Source organism: Saprospiraceae bacterium (genome assembly GCA_016712145.1).
In the GTDB taxonomy this organism is placed as follows: Bacteria; Bacteroidota; Bacteroidia; order Chitinophagales; family Saprospiraceae; genus Vicinibacter.
Genome location: JADJRO010000001.1, coordinates 893,852 through 913,667, shown reverse-complemented (window position 1 = coordinate 913,667; position 19,816 = coordinate 893,852). Strand labels below are relative to the sequence as shown.

General features: G+C 36.6%; 17 protein-coding genes. 5 read left to right on the top strand and 12 right to left on the bottom strand.

The features are described from left to right. Positions 1 to 43: 43 nt before the first annotated feature. The 3 genes from IPK91_03990 to IPK91_03980 all read right to left on the bottom strand — a co-directional run bounded on the left by IPK91_03990 (position 44) and on the right by IPK91_03980 (position 2,561). Positions 44 to 700, bottom strand: a complete 657-nt coding sequence (locus IPK91_03990) for a hypothetical protein (protein MBK8296437.1) — start codon at positions 698 to 700, stop codon at positions 44 to 46. A gap of 133 nt (positions 701 to 833) precedes the next feature. Next, on the bottom strand, positions 834 to 1,913 hold the full coding sequence (locus tag IPK91_03985; GenBank protein MBK8296436.1) for a M42 family metallopeptidase: 1,080 nt from the start codon (positions 1,911 to 1,913) through the stop codon (positions 834 to 836). 9 nt (positions 1,914 to 1,922) lie between these two features. Beyond that, positions 1,923 to 2,561: an orotate phosphoribosyltransferase gene (locus IPK91_03980; protein ID MBK8296435.1), complete on the bottom strand. Its 639-nt coding sequence runs from the start codon at positions 2,559 to 2,561 to the stop codon at positions 1,923 to 1,925. A 2-nt stretch (positions 2,562 to 2,563) separates the two neighbouring features. Between IPK91_03980 and IPK91_03975 the strand changes: the two genes are divergently transcribed. Next, the gene (locus IPK91_03975) at positions 2,564 to 3,232 is read left to right on the top strand and encodes an NUDIX domain-containing protein (protein ID MBK8296434.1); all 669 of its coding nucleotides are present in this window, start codon (positions 2,564 to 2,566) and stop codon (positions 3,230 to 3,232) included. A gap of 63 nt (positions 3,233 to 3,295) precedes the next feature. On the opposite strand, the gene IPK91_03970 is transcribed toward IPK91_03975, so the two are convergent. The 4 genes from IPK91_03970 to IPK91_03955 form a co-directional block, all read right to left on the bottom strand. After that, positions 3,296 to 5,479: a TonB-dependent receptor gene (locus IPK91_03970; protein MBK8296433.1), complete on the bottom strand. Its 2,184-nt coding sequence runs from the start codon at positions 5,477 to 5,479 to the stop codon at positions 3,296 to 3,298. Between the two features lie 174 nt (positions 5,480 to 5,653). Further along, positions 5,654 to 6,088 (bottom strand): hypothetical protein, encoded by a 435-nt coding sequence (locus IPK91_03965; GenBank protein ID MBK8296432.1) that lies wholly within the window; start codon positions 6,086 to 6,088, stop codon positions 5,654 to 5,656. A 62-nt stretch (positions 6,089 to 6,150) separates the two neighbouring features. Further along, complete coding sequence (locus IPK91_03960) at positions 6,151 to 7,290, bottom strand: acyl-CoA dehydrogenase family protein (GenBank protein MBK8296431.1); 1,140 nt, start codon at positions 7,288 to 7,290, stop codon at positions 6,151 to 6,153. Positions 7,291 to 7,331: 41 nt separating this feature from the next. Beyond that, positions 7,332 to 8,600: a replication-associated recombination protein A gene (locus IPK91_03955; protein MBK8296430.1), complete on the bottom strand. Its 1,269-nt coding sequence runs from the start codon at positions 8,598 to 8,600 to the stop codon at positions 7,332 to 7,334. Positions 8,601 to 8,718: 118 nt separating this feature from the next. Here IPK91_03955 and IPK91_03950 point away from each other — a divergent pair, with 118 nt between their 5' ends. Beyond that, positions 8,719 to 10,986 carry a gliding motility-associated C-terminal domain-containing protein gene (locus tag IPK91_03950; GenBank protein MBK8296429.1) on the top strand — a complete coding sequence of 756 codons (2,268 nt, stop codon included), beginning with the start codon at positions 8,719 to 8,721 and terminating at the stop codon, positions 10,984 to 10,986. A 10-nt stretch (positions 10,987 to 10,996) separates the two neighbouring features. Beyond that, a complete protein-coding gene (locus tag IPK91_03945) occupies positions 10,997 to 11,674 on the top strand; it encodes a DNA alkylation repair protein (GenBank protein ID MBK8296428.1) in 678 nt (225 codons plus the stop codon). 2 nt (positions 11,675 to 11,676) lie between these two features. Here the strand turns inward: IPK91_03945 and IPK91_03940 are convergent, their stop codons facing one another. Genes IPK91_03940 through IPK91_03925 form a run of 4 tightly spaced genes read right to left on the bottom strand, consistent with a single transcriptional unit; the run spans position 11,677 to position 16,800 of the window. Then, a complete protein-coding gene (locus IPK91_03940; GenBank protein MBK8296427.1) occupies positions 11,677 to 12,108 on the bottom strand; it encodes a hypothetical protein in 432 nt (143 codons plus the stop codon). 42 nt (positions 12,109 to 12,150) lie between these two features. Next, positions 12,151 to 14,211 carry a S46 family peptidase gene (locus tag IPK91_03935; protein ID MBK8296426.1) on the bottom strand — a complete coding sequence of 687 codons (2,061 nt, stop codon included), beginning with the start codon at positions 14,209 to 14,211 and terminating at the stop codon, positions 12,151 to 12,153. A 56-nt stretch (positions 14,212 to 14,267) separates the two neighbouring features. After that, on the bottom strand, positions 14,268 to 16,091 hold the full coding sequence (locus IPK91_03930; GenBank protein MBK8296425.1) for a M1 family metallopeptidase: 1,824 nt from the start codon (positions 16,089 to 16,091) through the stop codon (positions 14,268 to 14,270). A gap of 58 nt (positions 16,092 to 16,149) precedes the next feature. Continuing rightward, positions 16,150 to 16,800, bottom strand: a complete 651-nt coding sequence (locus tag IPK91_03925) for a WbqC family protein (protein MBK8296424.1) — start codon at positions 16,798 to 16,800, stop codon at positions 16,150 to 16,152. Positions 16,801 to 16,828: 28 nt separating this feature from the next. On the opposite strand from IPK91_03925, the gene IPK91_03920 reads away from it, so the two are divergent. Both IPK91_03920 and IPK91_03915 read left to right on the top strand, forming a co-directional pair. Next, on the top strand, positions 16,829 to 18,049 hold the full coding sequence (locus IPK91_03920; protein MBK8296423.1) for a glycosyltransferase: 1,221 nt from the start codon (positions 16,829 to 16,831) through the stop codon (positions 18,047 to 18,049). Between the two features lie 61 nt (positions 18,050 to 18,110). Further along, the gene (locus IPK91_03915) at positions 18,111 to 19,091 is read left to right on the top strand and encodes a chorismate synthase (GenBank protein MBK8296422.1); all 981 of its coding nucleotides are present in this window, start codon (positions 18,111 to 18,113) and stop codon (positions 19,089 to 19,091) included. Between the two features lie 63 nt (positions 19,092 to 19,154). Here the strand turns inward: IPK91_03915 and IPK91_03910 are convergent, their stop codons facing one another. After that, complete coding sequence (locus IPK91_03910; protein ID MBK8296421.1) at positions 19,155 to 19,679, bottom strand: histone H1-like repetitive region-containing protein; 525 nt, start codon at positions 19,677 to 19,679, stop codon at positions 19,155 to 19,157. Positions 19,680 to 19,816 lie beyond the last annotated feature (137 nt).

Here is a 19,816-nt window from a genome sequence, read left to right as displayed (position 1 = left end):
AAAACGCAATTTTAAGAATAACAGCTAGCCTTTCTAATTGTTGCTACAAGTGAAAGCTGAGGCTAAATAATAAAAAAATAATATCTGTGAAATAAATCAAATGTGCCTGTTGTGATTTGATATAATTATACAAATTAGAATAATAAACTGAAAGTAAGGAAATATTCAAAAGAAACCCTAAAAGTGAAATATTCCCATAAAAAGTTAATACGCATATGATACCAACGATACTCAAACATAAATACCGGATTATTTGAAATAAATTTTTTGAATCGGAGTTGCTTGCAAAAGTATGGTGATTGTATGGTTTGTCTTTTTTAATATCAATATAATCAAATAGGATGCTTTGAATAAATACAAGTAATAAGAAACAGAATGCAGTTAACCAAAAACCTAAGTTACGGAATTGCTCTATATTAAAACTCAGCAGACAAATGCCTGTCCAACTTAAACTGATGATTATGTTTTTCAACAGAATAAGTTTTCTGAATAAAAAATATCGGGTGTGATTGTGATATGAGATCCCAATGATGGAAAAGAAACAAATTAAAAGTTGAGTGTCAAAATCCAGTTGTGTAAAAGTCAAACAACTGCTGCTTGCAAAAAGAATTAAAATAAATTTCTGATACGGGCGTAATGACTTAATAACAGCATGATGAATAACTGGTGCAATTTCTTTTTGATAAAAATAAAATGACACGATAGCGGTAAAAACAAAAAGGGCCTCATTTATGGATACGTGTAGCCCATGAAATAGCAAATAAAATGAATCTGTTATACCTAAAGAAAGAAATCCGTAGAAGACAGAAATATAGAAAGTTAAATACTGCTGTTTAAAAATATTTATATGATTTTTTTGGATCAATAGCTAATAGAACTTCATAAATTAGTTTGATGACATGTTCAATGTCCTCAATATGGGCGGATTCTACCGTAGTATGCATATATCTTAATGGCACAGAAATTAATACAGAAGGTACGCCTCCATTGGAATAAGCAAATGCATCGGTATCTGTTCCGGTTGTTCGAGAAGATGCATTTCGTTGGATTGGAATTTTATTCTTTTCGGCTGTTTTAACAACCATTGATTGCAGAATATTATGGACTGGAGGGGCATAACATAAAACGGGACCCAATCCGCATTTAATCGAACCCTGTTCTTTTGTTTTTAACATGGGTGTATGGGTATCGTGGGTTACGTCCGTAACAATTGCAAGATTTGGTTTTATAGTCTGTGCGATCATTTCGGCTCCCCTTAAGCCTACCTCTTCCTGCACAGCATTTACAATGTATAAGGAATAGGGTAGTTTGATTTTATTTTTATGCAATAGCCTCGCAACTTCTGCAATACAAAATCCACCCAATCGATTATCTAAAGCACGACCCACATAAAATCGATCATTCAATTTCATAAGGCCATCTTCATAGGTAATACAGCATCCAACATGAATTCCCATTTTTTCTACCTCTTCACGATCTTTTGCACCAACATCAATAAATATATTTTCAAGGGTTGCTAAAAGATTGGTGTCATTTCCTTTTCGGGTATGGATTGCAGGCCATCCAAATACACCCTGGACAATGCCATTGGGTGTATGGATCTGAACTCTTTTTGATGGGGCTATAGACTGATCGATGCCTCCGTTTCGTATCACATAAATAAAGCCATCATCCGTAACGTAATTAACCATCCATGAAATTTCATCAGAATGGCCTTCGATTACGACGCGAAACGCTTTTCCTGGATTGACCACTCCATAGAGTGTCCCATAATTATCCAGACTCCATTCATTGATATAGCTTTTAATGTACTCCAGCCAAATTTTCTGACCAGCAGCCTCATATCCTGTTGGAGAAGGATTATTCAGGTATTGATAGAGAAATTCCTCTGATTTCTTATTGATAATTTTCATAAATTGGTTCTAAGACTGAAATTGGGAAGCCCAGGTTTGTGGATCCTTATTCCAGTTGGATAGGTTTTCAAATTCCGTTTTGTCAATATAATTCCGAAGCAAAGCTTGTTCCAAAAGCATTGAAAAGTTAGTCAAACTTTCAAAATCCACGTTTTTTTCATGAAATTTGGCATTAGCAGCACTAAAACCATATTGAAAAATACTCATCAAGCCTTTAACCGGATGCCCCAAGGATTCTAAAACCTCCACAACTTCTAAAGAGCTTCCCCCAGTAGAGACCAAATCTTCAATAACCAGCACGGAGGCACCTGGATTCAATGCACCTTCCAACCGATTTTGCAAACCGTGTTCTTTTGGTTTGGATCTTACATACACAAAGGGTTTATCAAGCCGGTCTGCCAAATAGGCCCCCCAGGGAATTCCAGCGGTGGCTACCCCGGCAATGGCATCAAAAGCCTGGAAGTTTCCGGATTTTAGGACAAAACCATCAATGATTTCTTTTCGGATTGCAGGAAATGACAATGCTTTGCGGTTGTCACAATATATGGGCGAACGCAATCCAGAAGCCCAGGTAAATGGGTTTTTGGGATTTAATTTTACCGCCTTTATTTCCAAAAGACGATCTGCTATCTTGTGGGCTAAATCCATGTATGACGAACAAGCAGCAAACTTACGAAATTCAAATGGACGAGCGTTCCTTAATTCTGGCAGAGGAATCACTCATTCCAAAACTGCAAGCGGATGCCCGACAATTAATTCTGCCTTACAGTGGCAATAAGAAGTCTTTATTTCAATATTTGGATACACTCGAAAAATCAGACCGATTCCAATCCATCGTAATTTTCTCAAAAGATTTACAAGGGCTTTTTCAGGATTTAAAAAGCTTGTTGTTATGGATTCCTGCTGCGGGTGGAATCATTAAAAATAAGGAAGACCAAATATTGGCAATTTACAGACGGGCCTATTGGGACTTGCCAAAAGGAAAATTGGATGCCAATGAAAAATTTAAAATAGCTGCCTTGCGGGAATGTGAAGAAGAAACAGGATTAAAAGCCTTGGTTTTAGGAGATAAATTGGCGGAGACCTATCACATTTACCGTGAAAAAAATAATGCAAGAGCATTAAAAAAAACGAAGTGGTATGTTTTACATTATTTTGGAAGCGAGGCAGCGATTCCTCAAAGTTCAGAAGGGATAGAACAAACAGAATGGCTGCTGCCACAGGATGCATTGCTAAAAAAACCAATACACCGCAATATTTACAAGCTCATTGAAAAATACATACAGTTGCAGACATTAAAAACTAAAGGGGATTTATAAAATCCCCTTTAGTCAAGCTTTGAAATTAATCTTAATAATTTATAATCAATAGGTATTGCTGATTTATAAATGCCATTTGATTCCTAAATAAGGTTTTATACCTGAAACAGGAGCAAAAATTTCTGTTGCATTAAAATAAGTTCCAAAAGGATTTTCCGGATCTATAATTGCCTCGTGTTGTGTATAGTTGAGTATATTTTCAACGCCGGCGTAAAATTCAAAGGCTTTGTGAGTATAATTTATTTGTGATTGCATTAATACGTAATCAGTAGATTGATCCTGGTGTTCATGAATTAAATGAACCGGAATATTGGTTTTTTCGGCCAACCTCATTTTGCCTATATAACTGGTAGTTAAATTGCACAGCCACTTTCTGTTTTCAGATTCGAAATCAATGGATACCAATCCACGGTATTTTGGAATCAATAAATTTTCTAAAATGCCTTTTTTAAATTTTGTTTTGGACTCAGTAAATTTTCCACCAATTTTTAACTGGATACGATCAGCGATTGGATAGCTTAAAGTAATTATAGATTGTAAGGCATAAGATTTACCATCCAATCCATAGATATAAATTCTGGAATCGGATTCATCTTGATCTACAACCAATTGATTTTGAAACCAGGTATAGTATAAATCAAAATTTATTACCAACTCACGTCCCAGCCAATAGGGTTTTCCAACCAGATTTAAACCGGTGTTCCAGGATGTTTCAATTTCTGGTGTACTTTCTAAATTCCAAAGTTTTGCGCTTGCAAATAATCCGGATTGGTTTGAAAAAATTCGGGGAAATCGATACCCTCTACCTACAGATGCTCTTGCAGTCCAGTCGTTTGCAAAAAGTAATCGAAAATTTGCTCGTGGGATATACAATAATTGATCTGAATTTAACCATTCAAGACGTTGACTTGTGGTAATGGTTAAGGAATTGTTTAACTCAATATTGTTTCTATAAGTATAATCAGCAACTGCGGCCGTCGTTGTCTCTTTGTAGGTTAATTTATTTTGATCCCATGTTTCATGGGCTCGATTCAAATGAAAAACCGGTCCAAAGATTAACATGTGTTTGCCTTCCTTAAAAGGATGCATATAAAAAAATTGAGCTGACACTCTTGTTTCATCAGCTTTGAATGAACGGTTACCAAATTTTGAATCAATTTGTGAATAAGAAACATCATAAAGTGAACCAAGACTTTGCAGTTCTTTGTTGAATTTGACATAGCCTAAATTTCCGAATGCATTGTAATGTTGAATATCCTGTTTTATTGTATAAGGAGATTCGACATTCAATTGCCCTGAAGTTCGACGTTCATTAAGTACTTGGGCATTCAGTTGACCTTCAAATGATTCACTATAAAACGTGTTGCGAATTAAGCCATTTACTTTATTAACTTTTGGTTCATCCTGGAAGGAATCCTCGTTGTGATCTCGTGAAGAGGCATTGGTTGTTGCGTTGAGATAAAGTCCACTGGCTTTTCGATCATTCCATTTTTTATTCAAATGGAGATTTGATTCCAGGCGACCATGTAAATCTCCAAAAAGATTCAAATACACAGGATGGTCTGTATCAGGTTTTTTAAGCTGTACATTGATTGCACCAGCCATACTTTGAGAACCATGCAGTGCAGATGAAGCACCTTTTAATATGTTAACCTGATCCAGCCAAGTTCCTGGAATGAGATCATATCCCATCGTAGATAAAATCCCATCAAATGCAGTGCGGTTTTCAATAAGGAATTGGGTGTATAATCCGCGCAATCCTAAAAATTGAATTTCCTTGGTGCCGGTTACTGCATTGGAATAGCTCACATCAACCGCATTACTTGTTTGAAAACTTTCTGACAAACTGCAACAAGCAGCTTTTTTAAATTCCTTTTTCTCCAGAGATTCAATATTCAAAGGCTCTAATCTTGAAAAACTATTTGAATTTCGTTCGGCTTGAATGTTGACTGTTTGAAGCATGAGTCCTTCTTGAAGTCTAATAATAATATAAAGTTCGTTTGGAGCAACTTCTGTTGTATCTGGTTGATATCCTGTAAAATTTGTAATAAGAAATTGGTGCTCTGGTTTTCGTTCCAAACGAAAAAATCCATTATCTGAAGTTGAAGTTCCATCAGATGAAAACATCCAATAAAGGGTTGCACCTTGAATTGCATTGTTTTTTGAATCGACCACATTGCCGGTTAATATTTGACCTTGAATGCCAATTAGGGTAAATGACAAAATAGCCACTAAATAAAATCGCATATTATAATTTATTAAAATAAAGAATTGTTTCAAAAATTAGTGGAATCTCTTAAAACTCTTGAGGGCTGCTCGTTCAATTTTTTTAACGCTGCGTTTAAAATGAATAAGCTGTTTAAAAAATTGGGTATCGCTTTAAAGGTTTATTTGAGTTTCCTTAATGTCGAACAACGCTTTCTAACAAATCCAACTGCAATACAAGATTCGAAGAGATAGTCCGGATTTAAAAGGGTAGGGATCATCATTAGGAATGATCTGCTCTTTTAAAAGGATTTCGACGAGGTTGGTAAATAAGGGGATTGACGGTATCTGGAAGGATTGTACCTGCAATTGCTTATTAACAGGCTTTTCCGCAAGGGTCTCTAAGGATTTATGTCCAATTACATTATTGCTGCAGGGAGCTTTTTGGATGCTCACTTTTTTTGTAATGTTTGATCCATTACAGCAACCACGATTTACAGAAAGACGCTTGCAATGGTCGTCTTTTGGAATGAAACTAAAAGCCTCAGATTTAGCGCAACAGCAATAATTTAAAAATATGTTAAATCCCAATTGGGACAACAACAAGCTGGTTGTAATCAATCCAATTAGAATTTTAACGTGTATGCGCATTTAAGTTAAACAGGGTTGGTCTGGAATTGTTTTTGCTGTTCGTTTAAATGATCTGTAGGATTTTATTTTAACACTTCCCTTGAAATTACCAATTTTTGGATTTCAGATGTACCCTCCCCAATAGTACATAATTTAGAGTCCCGGTAAAATTTTTCAACCGGATAATCTTTGGTATAGCCGTAACCACCAAATACCTGAACAGCATCCGTAGAAACTTGGACAGCCACTTCTGAAGCATAGTATTTTGCCATTGCTGCCTCTTTGGTCATTTTAAGATTCTGGTCTTTCATTTTACCAGCCTGGCGTGTCAATAACTCTGCAGCTTCAATTTTCACCAACATATCGGTTAATTTAAATGCAATGCCTTGAAAATGAGCTATTGGTTTACCAAACTGTTCCCGCTCTTTTGAATACTGGACAGCAGCCTGATAAGCACCTTTTGCAATACCGATGGCCAAAGCAGCGATACTGATTCTTCCTCCATCCAACACTTTCATTGCTTGTTTGAAACCATCTCCTATTTCACCCAATACATTCGATTGATGAACTTTGCAATTATCGAAAATCATTTCAGTCGTTTCAGAAGCTCGCATGCCGAGTTTATTTTCTTTTTTACCTGCAGTCATTCCAGGATTACCACGTTCTACGATAAACGCCGTCATGCCATTGCTATCCAACAAATCACCCGTACGGGCAATCACAACCGCAACATCGCTTGATTTTCCATGTGTGATCCAATTTTTAGTACCATTGAGTATCCAGGAATCACCTTCCTGGTGGGCAACACATTTCATGCGGATCGCGTCACTGCCTGTGTTGGCCTCTGTTAACCCCCAGGCTCCAACCCATGCTCCAGTGGCTAGTTTTGGCAAATAAGCGTTTTTTTGTTCTTCATTTCCAAAATACATGATGTGACCCGTGCACAAAGAATTATGAGCAGCCACCGACAATCCAATCGATCCACAAACTTTGGCAATTTCTTCAATGATGGTAATATATTCCTGATATCCAAGACCTGCGCCACCATATTGTTGAGGAACTAAAACCCCTAAGAATCCTTGTTGCCCCATCTGATGCATTAGATCCTTAGGAAAATGCTGGGTTTCATCCCATTCCATAACATGAGGTCTGATAAATTGATCGGCAAAATTTTGAGCCGATTCCCGCACCATTTTTAGATGGTCTGTTTCAATTGGCGACATAGAGCAATTTTGATTTGCAAAGGTAACATGCGGGGACTAAACTAATAGTTGTACTTATTTTTCCATCGGACAGCTAAAAAGCTTCGATTTTTAAGTTCATTCGGATTATCAGCAGGAATATAAAAGGGATTGCCTGTCAAAGATTCAGGTAAATATTCCTGATCGATAAATTGGTTTTCATGCAAATGAACGTATTCATATTCTTTGCCATAATTTAAATCTGTCATCAGTTTGGTAACAGCATTTCGAAGATGGAGTGGGACAGCTAAAGATTTTGAATTACGAACTGTATTCAAAGTTTTATCAATTGCGAGGTAAGCTGAATTTGATTTTGGTGAACAAGCCAGATAAATTGCGGTCTCAGAAAGTATGATTCTTGATTCTGGCCATCCAACCATTTGGACTGCCTGGTGGCATGCATTTACCAATAACAATGCATTTGGATTGGCTAGACCGATGTCTTCAGCTGCAGAAATATACATTCGGCGGACAATAAAACGGGGATCTTCGCCTCCTTCAATCATCCGGGCCATCCAATATAAAGCAGCATTCGGGTCAGAACCTCTGATGGATTTAATGAATGCAGAAGCGAGGTCGTAATGCATTTCGCCGTCCTTATCATAAATCGCTGGATTTTCCTGGACCAATTTTGTAACTAATGCGTCATTGACCTTAATGTTTGTTTCATTCAAACATCCGATCATTTCTAAAATATTGCACAGTTTGCGGGCGTCCCCGTTGGATAAAAGCAGGATGGCAGCCGTTTCCTCAAAATCAATCTGTTTGTCTTTAAACAAAAAATCTCTGTGTATGATTAAATCAATCAGTTTTAATAAATCCGCGTCTTCCAAAGACTTCAATAGATACACCTGACATCTGGATAAAAGGGCCGCATTGATTTCGAAAGAAGGATTTTCTGTAGTTGCGCCTATGAGTATGATGGTTCCATTTTCAACCGCAGCTAATAATGCGTCTTGCTGACCTTTATTAAATCGATGGATTTCATCTATAAAAAGAATGGGTGCAGCTTGATCAAAAAAACGTTGATTTCTTGCTTTTTCTAATACCTCTCGGATCTCCTTGACCCCAGATTGCACTGCGCTTAAGATGTGAAAAGGCCTTTTTAACTCATTGGCTACTATTTTTGCGAGACTGGTCTTGCCAACTCCTGGCGGCCCCCAAAGGATCATTGAAGGCAAATGTCCCGACTCAATTGCCAGACGTAATACCTGATTTGTACCGGTTAAGTGTTCTTGCCCAATCAATTCATCCAGTTTAACCGGTCTCATACGTTCTGCCAATGGAGCCATAATTTCTTAATTTGAAGTAAAATTAGCCCTTCGGGAAATCTTTTTGATTCATTTTAACGTACTGATACAATAATATACTTTAATTATTAGGGATTCCTTTCTACTTTTGAATTAAGATATGAGAAAATACTTTAATTTTTTATTGATCTGCTTTTTTGCACTATTCTCTTTAAAATCCTTTGCTACCCACATTATCGGGGGTGAAATTTATTACGAATGTCTTGGATATGGCAACAATGGTCTGGACACAACTAAAAGAAAGTACTTAATCACAATTAAATTGTACAGAGACTGTGGATCTCAAACAAGTTTTGATGCGACATTGGGATTTACAATTTACAGACAAAGTGGAACAAATTATATAAATACTAAAACTGGAAATGGCGCAGCTGCTGAATATCGGATCCCTTTTACAATTCCAGTTCAGAACATAGATCCTCCAGAATATCCCTGCCTTCAGCTTCCTGCCAATATTTGTGGAGAGGCGGGTACCTATGAAATGGTTGTGGAGCTGCCAATTATCAATGAAAATTATTTAATTGTTTGGCAACGCTGCTGCAGAAATAGTACTATAACAAATATTTTTGACCCTTTAAGCATTGGGGCAACCTATACTATTGAAATCCATCCAGAAGCACAACGCACCTGTAATAGTTCTCCGCGGTTTATCAATTTTCCTCCAACCGTTCTTTGTGTGAATGCACCGTTTCAATTTGATCATTCTGCTTTTGATAAAGATGGAGACCTGCTGATTTATGAATTTTGTGAACCATTAGAAGGGGGTGGACGTGGAAATGGAGGAAATAATACCTGCGATACACCCACACCAACACCCGATTGCAAGCCACCTTATACACCGGTAACCTATAAATTTCCATATACCGCATTATCACCTTTAGGTGGGAATCCGCCGGTTACCATTAATTCCATCAATGGAATTATTAATGGCAAACCAGACGTCATTGGACAATTTGTCGTCAGTGTGTGTGTTTATGAATATAGAAATGGCATTCTATTATCTGTACTAAAAAGGGATTTCCAATTTAACGTGGCCTCTTGTGAAGGAATGGTAGAAGCAAGATTGGTAGATGCAAATCGATTGACACCAGATTATTTTGAGATTACCGTTTGTGGAAAAAGCGAATACCAAATCTTGAACTCCAGTGTAGATCAACGATTTATTAATCAGATAGAATGGACTTACGAAAATGGTGGAAAGATTGATACATTTTATGGTTGGGCTCCTTACATTAAATTTAAAGAAGGTGGTGTGCATAATGGAAAGTTTATTTTGAATCCTGGAACAAATTGTGGAGATACCGGATATTTTAAAATTACAGTGGTTCCCGATTTGAATCCAAATTTTACTGCAATTTACGACAGTTGCAAAGCAGGGCCTGTGCAATTTATGGATCAATCAAGTTCAACGTATAGCAATATAACCAATTGGAATTGGAGCGCCGGGGATGGCATCACAGCATTTATTCAAAACCCAAGTGTAAGTTACATCCGTCCAGGTACCTATCCGGTTTTACTGAGAATTAAAGATAATTTTGGATGTGAAAATGTACTCTTTAAAGAATTAAAATATTATCCAGCACCAGATGTAATTGTTTTTAGACCCAATCTCAGTGAAGGCTGTGTGCCTTTAACGGTTGATTTTAATAATGTCTCGTTTCCTACAGACAATTCCTATAAATTTTTATGGAAGTTTAGTGATGGTGGAATTGATTCTGGATTTTCAATTTCTCATGTGTTTACAGATACAGGGGTGTTTGGATTGAAACTCGAAGTTACTTCTCCTTTAGGTTGTTATAATGAAGGAGTTTTTAACCAAGTCATTTATGTTTACAATCCTCCAACAGCGGATTGGACGGTTGATAAATACAGATTAAATATAAAAGATCCTGTTGTTCAATTGGAAGATGTTTCAAAAACCACGATAGGCAGAACCTGGATTATTGATGGAAAGGAATATTTTTTTGATAAAGAGTTGACCTATGCATTTAGAGATACTGGTTTGCATCACATCAGAATGATTGCAACCGATCGATTTTTATGCACAGATACTTTGGATACGGAGGTATTTATATTTAGAGATTTTAGTTTGTATATGCCGAATGCATTTTCTCCAAATGGAGATGGGAAAAACGAATCCTTTTTACCAATAGGTGAAATTCATTCTTTGGAATCCTACGATTTAAAAATATACGATCGTTGGGGAGGCAAACTATTCGAATCTTCAAATCCAAATACTGGTTGGAATGGAAAATTTGAAAATGCAGGTAAAGATTTGCCACCCGGAGTATATGTATTTGATCTTTATTACAAGGCCAACCGAAAGGCAACAGTGCATGAACGGGGAACACTGAGTCTAATTAAATAAAAGATAGAATTTGCAGAGCTTAATTAAAGAACTTAGGCATGCATTTGAGGCACATGCGGATAGCAATCGAGCACAAGGCATGAAAGCCTATATGCGCAATCAGTTTGATTATTTGGGAATTCCATCTCCCACACGCAAAGAAATTCTAAAACCATTTATTAGAAATTATTCTTGGAAAGGAGAAGAAGATTTTATTGACTTGCTCAGGTTCTTATGGACATTGCCACAACGAGAGTTTAAATACATTGCACTTGATTTTAGTTTTCGATTTGAAAAAAAATTTAATCCAACTTCCATTCCCTTTTTTGAAAGTCTGATAGCAAAGGAATCCTGGTGGGATACGGTAGACGGAATTGCTCCTCATGTTATAGGCAACATTGTAAAGAGGAATATTAATCTTCGGGAACAGTTATGTGATAAATGGATTAATTCGGAGAATTTCTGGTATCAAAGGTCTGCGATTATTTTGCAATTAAAATTTAGAAGTCAAACAGATTTTGATTTGTTAAAAGCATTGATATTAAGACGGGCAGACAGCAAAGAATTTTTTGTACAAAAGGCTTCCGGATGGGCGCTCCGGCAATATTCAAGGATAAATCCAAATGCTGTAAAGCAATTTATTGATGAAAACAAAATACCCTCCCTGGCTGCCAGAGAGGGTATGCGATTAATTCTTAAATCCGAATAAAATTAATGATCGAAGACTTTAAAGTCTTTTGGATTCGTTACTTTTAAAATATATGAACGGGTACATTGCTCATGTACATATTGATCATAGCCTTCTACAATTCCTGTAACAATAAAGCGTTTATTAATTGGATTTTTAATATCACCGTATAACTCAATCGGAACACTTTCTCCAAACTCAATTTTGACCGTGTAATCATAATTGTCAGGATCTCTGGCAAAAATGGTATTTCCAGATGTCATGATATTATTATTAGCCAATTGCATCTCAAGAGTTAAAACCTTGCCTTCACATTCCATGGTCTTGTGACAGGGTCCTTTGCAATCAGAACGTTTAACGATTCCTTTAATTCCTTTTGCCGCAGATCCTCCTGGGGAACAAGCAATGCCAATTAATATATAAAAGAAAAAAAGGAATACTGCAAAATATTTCATAATCAGAAATTAATATAAAATGCTTATTTGTTTAATGCCTTATTACATCCCACCCAATTCATTTACAATCCGGTCTGCTTTGTAAATATATTTTAATGCTGCAAGGATTCCGCCTGCATGCACTGAAACGGTGCGGTTTGATACTTCGTCATAAATAAAATTGCCAGGCAAGGATTCAATGTTTCCATCAAAGATAAGTCCTACAGCTTCTTTATTTTTATTAATCATAGGACTTCCGGAGTTTCCCCCAATAATATCATTTGTAGAAACATAACACATAGGAGCTTGTAGCAATTCCATTGGAGGGTTTAGCCATTTTTCTGGCAATGCCCAAGGAAACTTTTTATCATTGGAATAATAACGATCGTAAAGACCATAGAAACTTGTTTTATAAGGTGCAGTAGTGCCATTATAGTCATAGCCTTTTACAACGCCATCTGCCAGTCTGAGTGTGAATGTTGCATCTGGGGGTAAATTTGAACCTTTAACATTGAATACCGCATTCGCAATTTTAGCTTCAAGTGCACGGCGTTTTGGAGTAGAACTTTGGAATGCTGCAATGGCTTCATTGTATTTTGGGGAAAGAATTCTGGCAGCATCTAATAAGGGGTCACTAAATTTTTTGAATTTTTCAGCATCCTTCATAAAGATCTTTTCCAGTTTTTCACTATCAGTAAAATCAGTTTTATCGATCATTTTTTGTGCCCTTTTTTCAGCAGTCTTCCCATCTAAGATCTGATCAATGTATTGATTTTCAGGATGTTCAAACTTCTTCAATTCGGCTAGATAAATGCTTAAATAGTCTAATTCCTGTTCTGTATTTAATTTGGTACTCAGTCCTTTAATCTCTTCACGGATTTTAGTGAGATTTCCAGCCTGATCAGGCATACCTAATGCTTTTTCATATTTAGCTAGTGTAAAAATTAGATTAACAGCATCCCCTTTAATGGGTGAGGGTCCCAATAAAGTAACAGATGCCCCGTATTTTCGCAAAGCTTGCACCGCTTTTTCTAATTCTGCCCAGGGATCTTCTCCTTTTAATTTGGTTTTACTTCTGATTTCATCTTCCATCATTTTTTTACGGCCAATGAGATTTGGATTATTTAATCCTTTTAGAATCCCGGTAAATGCTTTCGTACTATTTGATAACCCAAAAATGTTATTCAATAAATCGATATTTGGATTTTTATTGTATTCTTTTTGAAGGATCGCTATTCTGTTTTTCAACATTTCTAATTGAACTGGAAATCGAATGTCACGATCGTATTCTAATTGTTTAAATGTACGATAACGCTCGGTGTTGCCAGGATTTCCTACCACAAATACGGGCTCGTTTTCAGTTGCGCCGCTGGCTTTAAATTTAAAATAATTTGCTGAACTGTTAACGGGTTTTCCATTTTCATAGGCTCTCCAAAACGTACAATCCAATGAATATCGTGGATAAGTAAAATTATCAGGGTCTCCACCAAAATAGCCTAGATTCATTTCAGGAATCAAGACTAAACGGATATCATCAAATTTTTTATATCCATATAAACTGAATTTTCCTCCACTGTAAAAGCTCACAGATTGGATTCTTAAATTCTTCCAATTGTCCCGGCTTTGGTAATCCCGGATAATTTGGGCCAAAGCTGAATCCTGAAATGTTTTTCTTTCAATATCCGTTTTAGCTTTTTTCATTTGATCGAGTATACGTTCTGAAACATCTTCTGCCTGAATCATTTGTTCAACAAACAGCCCTTCAGCTTTTCGTTCATCTTCTAGATTTGGGGCATAAAATCCATTTTTTTCAAAATCTTCTCCACTTTTTTGAAGGGGTGTGACTACATCTCTTGAACAATGATGATTGGTCATAATTAAACCATCTGGCGAAACAAAAGATGCGGAGCACCAGGTAGCAAAACGAAGTGATGACTTCCGAACATCGTTAAACCAATTGTCGTCTGGACTGAAGTTATAAGCTTCTTTAAACCACTCTTTAGGTGGATTCTCAAAAGTCCACATTTTACCAAAATCAAATCGTTGAGGTTGGTTAGCCTCCTGAGCAATTAGCTGTTGTTGTAAAAACAACAAAACAAAAAAGTATCCTATGTTACGTATCATTAGATGGGTTTTTTATGAAAAATCAGGCAAAGATAACAAATACGAATTTCTTCGTATTAATTTTTTGGCTGTACTATTTTCTCTATGGAGACCAGCGAAATGGGATGATAGTGAGAATTAGCTTTATAGAAAATCCTTAAAGCGTCCGGCTCCATTTGATGGTCCATGAGCGCCGTATAAATTGGTTTCAAATATTTGCGTCGTCCATAATTTATAAGGAATTTTTCAATTTCGGGAAGCAATTGCTTCCCATAGCCATTTTTAATTGCATATTCAAACCAAGCGCATTGGATTTCACAATTACGACCATCTGAAAGGTGATATGCTTTGTCTAATTGGTTACACATAACAGTACCACTATCTTTTGGCAATAACCTGATAAAATACAACCATTCATGAGTTGACCACGCGGATGTTTTTAACATGGCAGTATCTTGGTTGGCAAAATAATTAGTTGCCTGGACCTCTAGATCTAAAAATTTCTTATCATCATAAGAGGCTTTGTAAGCAAGCCAACCTGGATTATATATCCATTGATTTGCTGTATCTAATACGCCGGAGTTATTTTTAAATAGATTCGTTTTAGCAAATTCTAAAAAACCTTCTGAAGTATTTGATTGGAATTTGAAATGGTCAAAATAAGCAATTAAAAAACGATCAAAAGCCTCCCTGCCGAAACGCTCTTCTAAATAGCGCATAAAGGATTTTCCTTTTTCATATGCGATATCAGATACACCGTCTTCAGGATCCAAGCCTTTTAAATTCAACTTTAACTTGGTAAGTGGATTGTCCGTTCCAAATTCTGCGATACTTTTTTCAAGATCCTGCAAGCCCAATAAACTAAGCATATCTGCATAGGGTTTGCCATAAAGCGACTCCATGATCCGACTTTCAAAATAGGTCGTAATGCCTTCATTCAGCCAGAAATCATTCCAGGTAGAATTTGTAACCAAATTTCCAGACCAGGAATGTGCCAATTCATGAGCAAGTAGAGAAGTTAAACTTTGATCTCCCGCAATAACACTCGGCGTTAAAAAGGTCATTCGTGGATTTTCCATGCCTCCAAAGGGAAAGCTTCCCGGTAAAACAATCACATCATACCTTCCCCAGGGATATGGTCCATATAATTTTTCCGCTGCTTCCAACATTTTTTCTAAATCTGAAAATTCAGCAGCGGCTTTATTTAATAAGCTTGGTTCGGCATAGACTCCGGTTCGTTGACCAATAGGTTTAAAATCAAAATCACCAACAGCCAAGGCCATTAAATAAGCCGGCACAGGCAATTCCATATCAAATTCATAGATCCCTTCTTGATTCCTGACAATGCCATTGGTAGCGCTCATCACAGCCATCATCCCAGGAGGTACATGTACTTTAGCATGATATGTAAATCGCATTCCTGGTCCATCCGGACATGGGATCCAGGAACGTGAATAGATCGATTGACTTTGTGTAAATAAAAAGGGATATTTTTTACTTAAAGTTTGTTCCTTGGGTAACCACTGAAGTGCTCTTGCTCCAGGTGAACTTTTATAAGTTATTTGTACGGATTCAGTAGTTGCATTTAATGGAATCACCAAGGCAGAACCCAGAACAGGATCTTTTGGTAATTGATAAAAATTAGCTTTTAAATAGGAAGTGCCCTGTATTAATTGTACTTCCAGGATTTCCAAATCCATATTATCTAAAACAAGAGTATCCCCATGCCCTGGTGCTAAATGCAATTTAACAATACCCTGAATTTGATTTGAATCAAAATTTAAATTTAAGTCTAAATCAAGATGCAGCACCTTGCTTTGTTCTGGATTTGAAAAACTGTGTGGATCGTCTTCAGGAATTAAAAGCTTGTGATTTGAATGCTGCTTACAGCTTAAATTCACGAGAATGAACAATAAAAAATAAGAAATTCCAGCGCTAATTCGCATGTGCAATTAAATTTTAAGAATCTAAAGAAACGCTTATTTTGCTTATTTGTTGTAGATAATAGATTGCCTCAGGTCCTTGATGAAAGATCAAGTCTAAAATACTTAAATTTGAAATAAATCCTGTTTTCACAGTAAAAACTTGGTAATAGGAGGGCAATGAAATCGGTTCACTCGACAGAAATTGAATTTGATTTCTAAGGTCCAAACTGGCATGATCGGATTGGACTATATAGTTTTTACTACTTTGAAGATTTAGATTTATAGGGATTAATCCAGCGATTAATTGAAGGCTATTCCAATTTAAATCGAACAAGAACTCTTCTTTTTTTAATAACAATTCGAAAATTAAATCTTTGTAATAGATAAAATAGGCAGATTTACCATAGCTGGATTGAATTGCCCTCAGGTGTTGCAATGGCCAATTGCATCCATAACTAATTTTTACATCTTTAATGTTTTGTTGTTGATTCTTGCCTTTAAGTAGGGGAATTGACAAATCCAGGGGTCCTTGAGTTGATCCGATTCGATACCGATTTCTATAAGACCTTTTTTGATAATGTTCATGTGCTTCGATGCAGACATTCGGATATTGGAGGAAGTATGCTATCGCCCGTATTGGAGGAAAGATTTGAGTTTCAATTAAGATGTTTGGGTAATTTTGCAATTAGAACAATTCGAATTCAAGAATAGAATTGCAAAGTTACTTTCAAAAACACGCACTTTATCCACCTTTAGTTCAGAAATTGCCACCGGCAGATTTGGACTTAATAGTAGTAATTCCTGCTTTTAATGAACCAGAATTGGTACATGCAGTTCAATCCATTTTATCTTGTCAACGAAATGATATCTGTATAGAAATTATAGTTGTTTTTAATTATCCTGATTCCCAACCTAATCTTCAATCCTTTCACGAATTCCAACGAAAGGAATTATTGGGATTGAATGTTGACAATGCAAATGAAATTTTAGACCTTCCTGTTTTTAGTTTGCCGGTTAAAGATGCCGGTGTAGGATTGGCACGCAAAATAGGAATGGATGAAGCATGCTATCGGTTTGAATCCATCAATAAAAATGGAATTATACTGTGTTTTGATGCAGATTGTAGTTGCCATCCGGATTATTTAAAATTGGTAGTAGATGGATTTAAGAACATGCCAAACCAAAATGCATTAACCATTGGATTCAAACATCGTCTGCAGGACTTAACTGAATCCAATCTGGAAGCAATCATCCAATATGAGTTGCATCTACGGACTTACATAGGCTGGCAAAAATTTTATAAATACCCAATGGCATTTCAGACTTTAGGTTCTTGCATGGCCGTCCGCTCTAAAGCATATCAACAGCAAGGAGGCATGAACAAGCGGAAGGCTGGGGAAGACTTTTACTTTTTGCATAAGTATAGCGTGTTGAGTCAATTGGCAGAACTGAGGCCTTTATTGGTCTATCCATCTTCAAGAATTTCGGATCGAGTGCCTTTTGGTACGGGTAAAGCAGTTCGCGACATCATAAATTCAAAGAGTCAACATATGAGCTATAATCCAAAAGGAATTGCAAGCTATTGTGATTTTTATAATTTGTTATGTGATTCCTGGCCTTTAATTGAAGGTGGAAGATCTTGGAAATCACTTACAAATTCAATTGCATTGACTAGCTACTTGATGCAAGTGAACTTTGAAGAAGCCTTAATAGAAAACATTAAGAATAGTACTACAGCAAAAGTTTTTGCCAGTCGAATGGGCCGTTTTTTAAATCCATTCAGACTTATGAAATTTTTACATGCTGCATCCGAAACAGAATTTCCTGAAATCCCTGTACTAGATTCTGCCAAACAACTTTTAATTGCAAACCATGGCAAGCCATTGAAGCAACCATCAAGTTTAATTGAGCTTTTAGAAAACATGCAGGTATAATATAAAGTTCCTAGGCTACTGCAAATGGTTTTAGCTTTGTGCCAGAAAGGAATTTAAATACATGAATCAATTTGGTCAATTTTTCAGAATAACTATTTATGGCGAATCACATGGAGATGCCATTGGAATTCTAATTGATGGATTTCCAGCAGGAATACCTATTGATGTAAATGATTTTTCAGAAGACATACTAAGAAGAAAGCCGGGCCAAATGGGTACAACCAATCGGAGTGAAGCAGATATTCCATTATTACTATCAGGAATTTTTAATGGTAAAAGTACAGGGGCACCCATTCATATCCAGTTTCAAAATACGAACACACGTTCAATTGATTATGATCAGCAACAATACATTCCACGGCCAGGACATGCAGACTTTGTTGCATTTAAAAAGTATAACGCGTTTAACGATCATAGGGGTGGGGGACATTTTAGTGGTCGATTGACTTTGGCATTAGTAGCAGCAGGTGTACTAGCAAAGAAGTTAATTGAACCGATTTCAATCCAGGCAAAGCTCATTGAAGTTGGTGGTTCAAAAGACATTGAGTTCCAAATTGAACAAGCACTAAAGAATCAAGACAGTATCGGAGGACTCATTGAATGCCGTGTTCAAAAGGTACCAATTGGATTGGGTGAGCCTTTTTTTGATTCCTTTGAATCGAAACTTAGTCACCTTGTTTTTTCAATACCAGCGATAAAAGGAATTGAGTTTGGTAGTGGTTTTCAAGCAGCTTCAATGCATGGATCTGAACACAATGATCAAATTTTGACAATGGATGGGGAAACAGCAACGAATCATGCTGGAGGAATCAATGGTGGAATAAGTAATGGCAATGAAATCCTATTTAGAGTAGCAGTAAAACCAACAAGTAGCATTGGATCTGTTCAAGAATCAATCAATCTGAAAGAGGAACAAGTCGTTCAATTTCAAATCAAAGGAAGGCATGATGCATGCATTGCACTTCGGGTGCCGGTGGTAATTGAGGCATGTACAGCAATCGTGATCGCTGATTTTAGTCTACAAAACAAAGCGATCTATTAATATTGGGCAAAAAAAAACTCCGCTTGAAAACAAACGGAGTCTTGTAAGATTTAAGAATGCCTATTAAGACATCATCATCTCTCCACCCATTGGTGCCATTGGTGCTGGTGCAGCAGCGGCTTTCTTTCTGGGTCTAGATGCTTTCTTAGCTGGTTTTTTAGCGGTAGCTTTTTTAGCACCACCTTTTTTAGCGGTAGCTTTTTTAGCACCACCTTTTTTAGCGGTAGCTTTTTTAGCACCACCTTTTTTAGCAGTTGCTTTTTTAGCACCACCTTTTTTAGCAGTTGCTTTTTTAGCTCCGCCTTTTTTAGCTGCTTTCTTAGGAGCTGCTTTTTTAGCGGTAGCTTTTTTAGCACCACCTTTTTTAGCTGCTTTCTTAGGAGCTGCTTTTTTAGCGGTAGCTTTTTTAGCACCACCTTTTTTAGCTGCTTTTTTTGGAGCAGCTTTTTTAGCAGTTGCTTTTTTAGCACCACCTTTTTTAGCTGCTTTTTTTGGAGCAGCTTTTTTAGCTGCCCCTTTCTTAGCGGTAGCTTTTTTAGCGCCTGCTTTTTTAGCAGGTTTTTTAGCAGTTGAACGTGCTTTTGCCATGTTTAGTTTTTTAACGTTAACGAATAAAAAATTTCAATATATTGATTCTTGAATTGACATTACATTCCAAAAACCATATCAAAGGTATAATATTTTTTAAATATGCAAATTTTTTTTAATATTTTTTTAGAAATACA

Coding starts and splice junctions, on each gene's coding strand:
- IPK91_03985 (MBK8296436.1), bottom strand. CDS start 1,913: ATGAAAATTATCAATAAGAAATCAGAGGAATTTCTCTATCAATACCTG.
- IPK91_03980 (MBK8296435.1), bottom strand. CDS start 2,561: ATGGATTTAGCCCACAAGATAGCAGATCGTCTTTTGGAAATAAAGGCG.
- IPK91_03975 (MBK8296434.1), top strand. CDS start 2,564: ATGACGAACAAGCAGCAAACTTACGAAATTCAAATGGACGAGCGTTCC.
- IPK91_03970 (MBK8296433.1), bottom strand. CDS start 5,479: ATGCGATTTTATTTAGTGGCTATTTTGTCATTTACCCTAATTGGCATT.
- IPK91_03965 (MBK8296432.1), bottom strand. CDS start 6,088: ATGCGCATACACGTTAAAATTCTAATTGGATTGATTACAACCAGCTTG.
- IPK91_03960 (MBK8296431.1), bottom strand. CDS start 7,290: ATGTCGCCAATTGAAACAGACCATCTAAAAATGGTGCGGGAATCGGCT.
- IPK91_03955 (MBK8296430.1), bottom strand. CDS start 8,600: ATGGCTCCATTGGCAGAACGTATGAGACCGGTTAAACTGGATGAATTG.
- IPK91_03950 (MBK8296429.1), top strand. CDS start 8,719: ATGAGAAAATACTTTAATTTTTTATTGATCTGCTTTTTTGCACTATTC.
- IPK91_03940 (MBK8296427.1), bottom strand. CDS start 12,108: ATGAAATATTTTGCAGTATTCCTTTTTTTCTTTTATATATTAATTGGC.
- IPK91_03935 (MBK8296426.1), bottom strand. CDS start 14,211: ATGATACGTAACATAGGATACTTTTTTGTTTTGTTGTTTTTACAACAA.
- IPK91_03915 (MBK8296422.1), top strand. CDS start 18,111: ATGAATCAATTTGGTCAATTTTTCAGAATAACTATTTATGGCGAATCA.
- IPK91_03910 (MBK8296421.1), bottom strand. CDS start 19,679: ATGGCAAAAGCACGTTCAACTGCTAAAAAACCTGCTAAAAAAGCAGGC.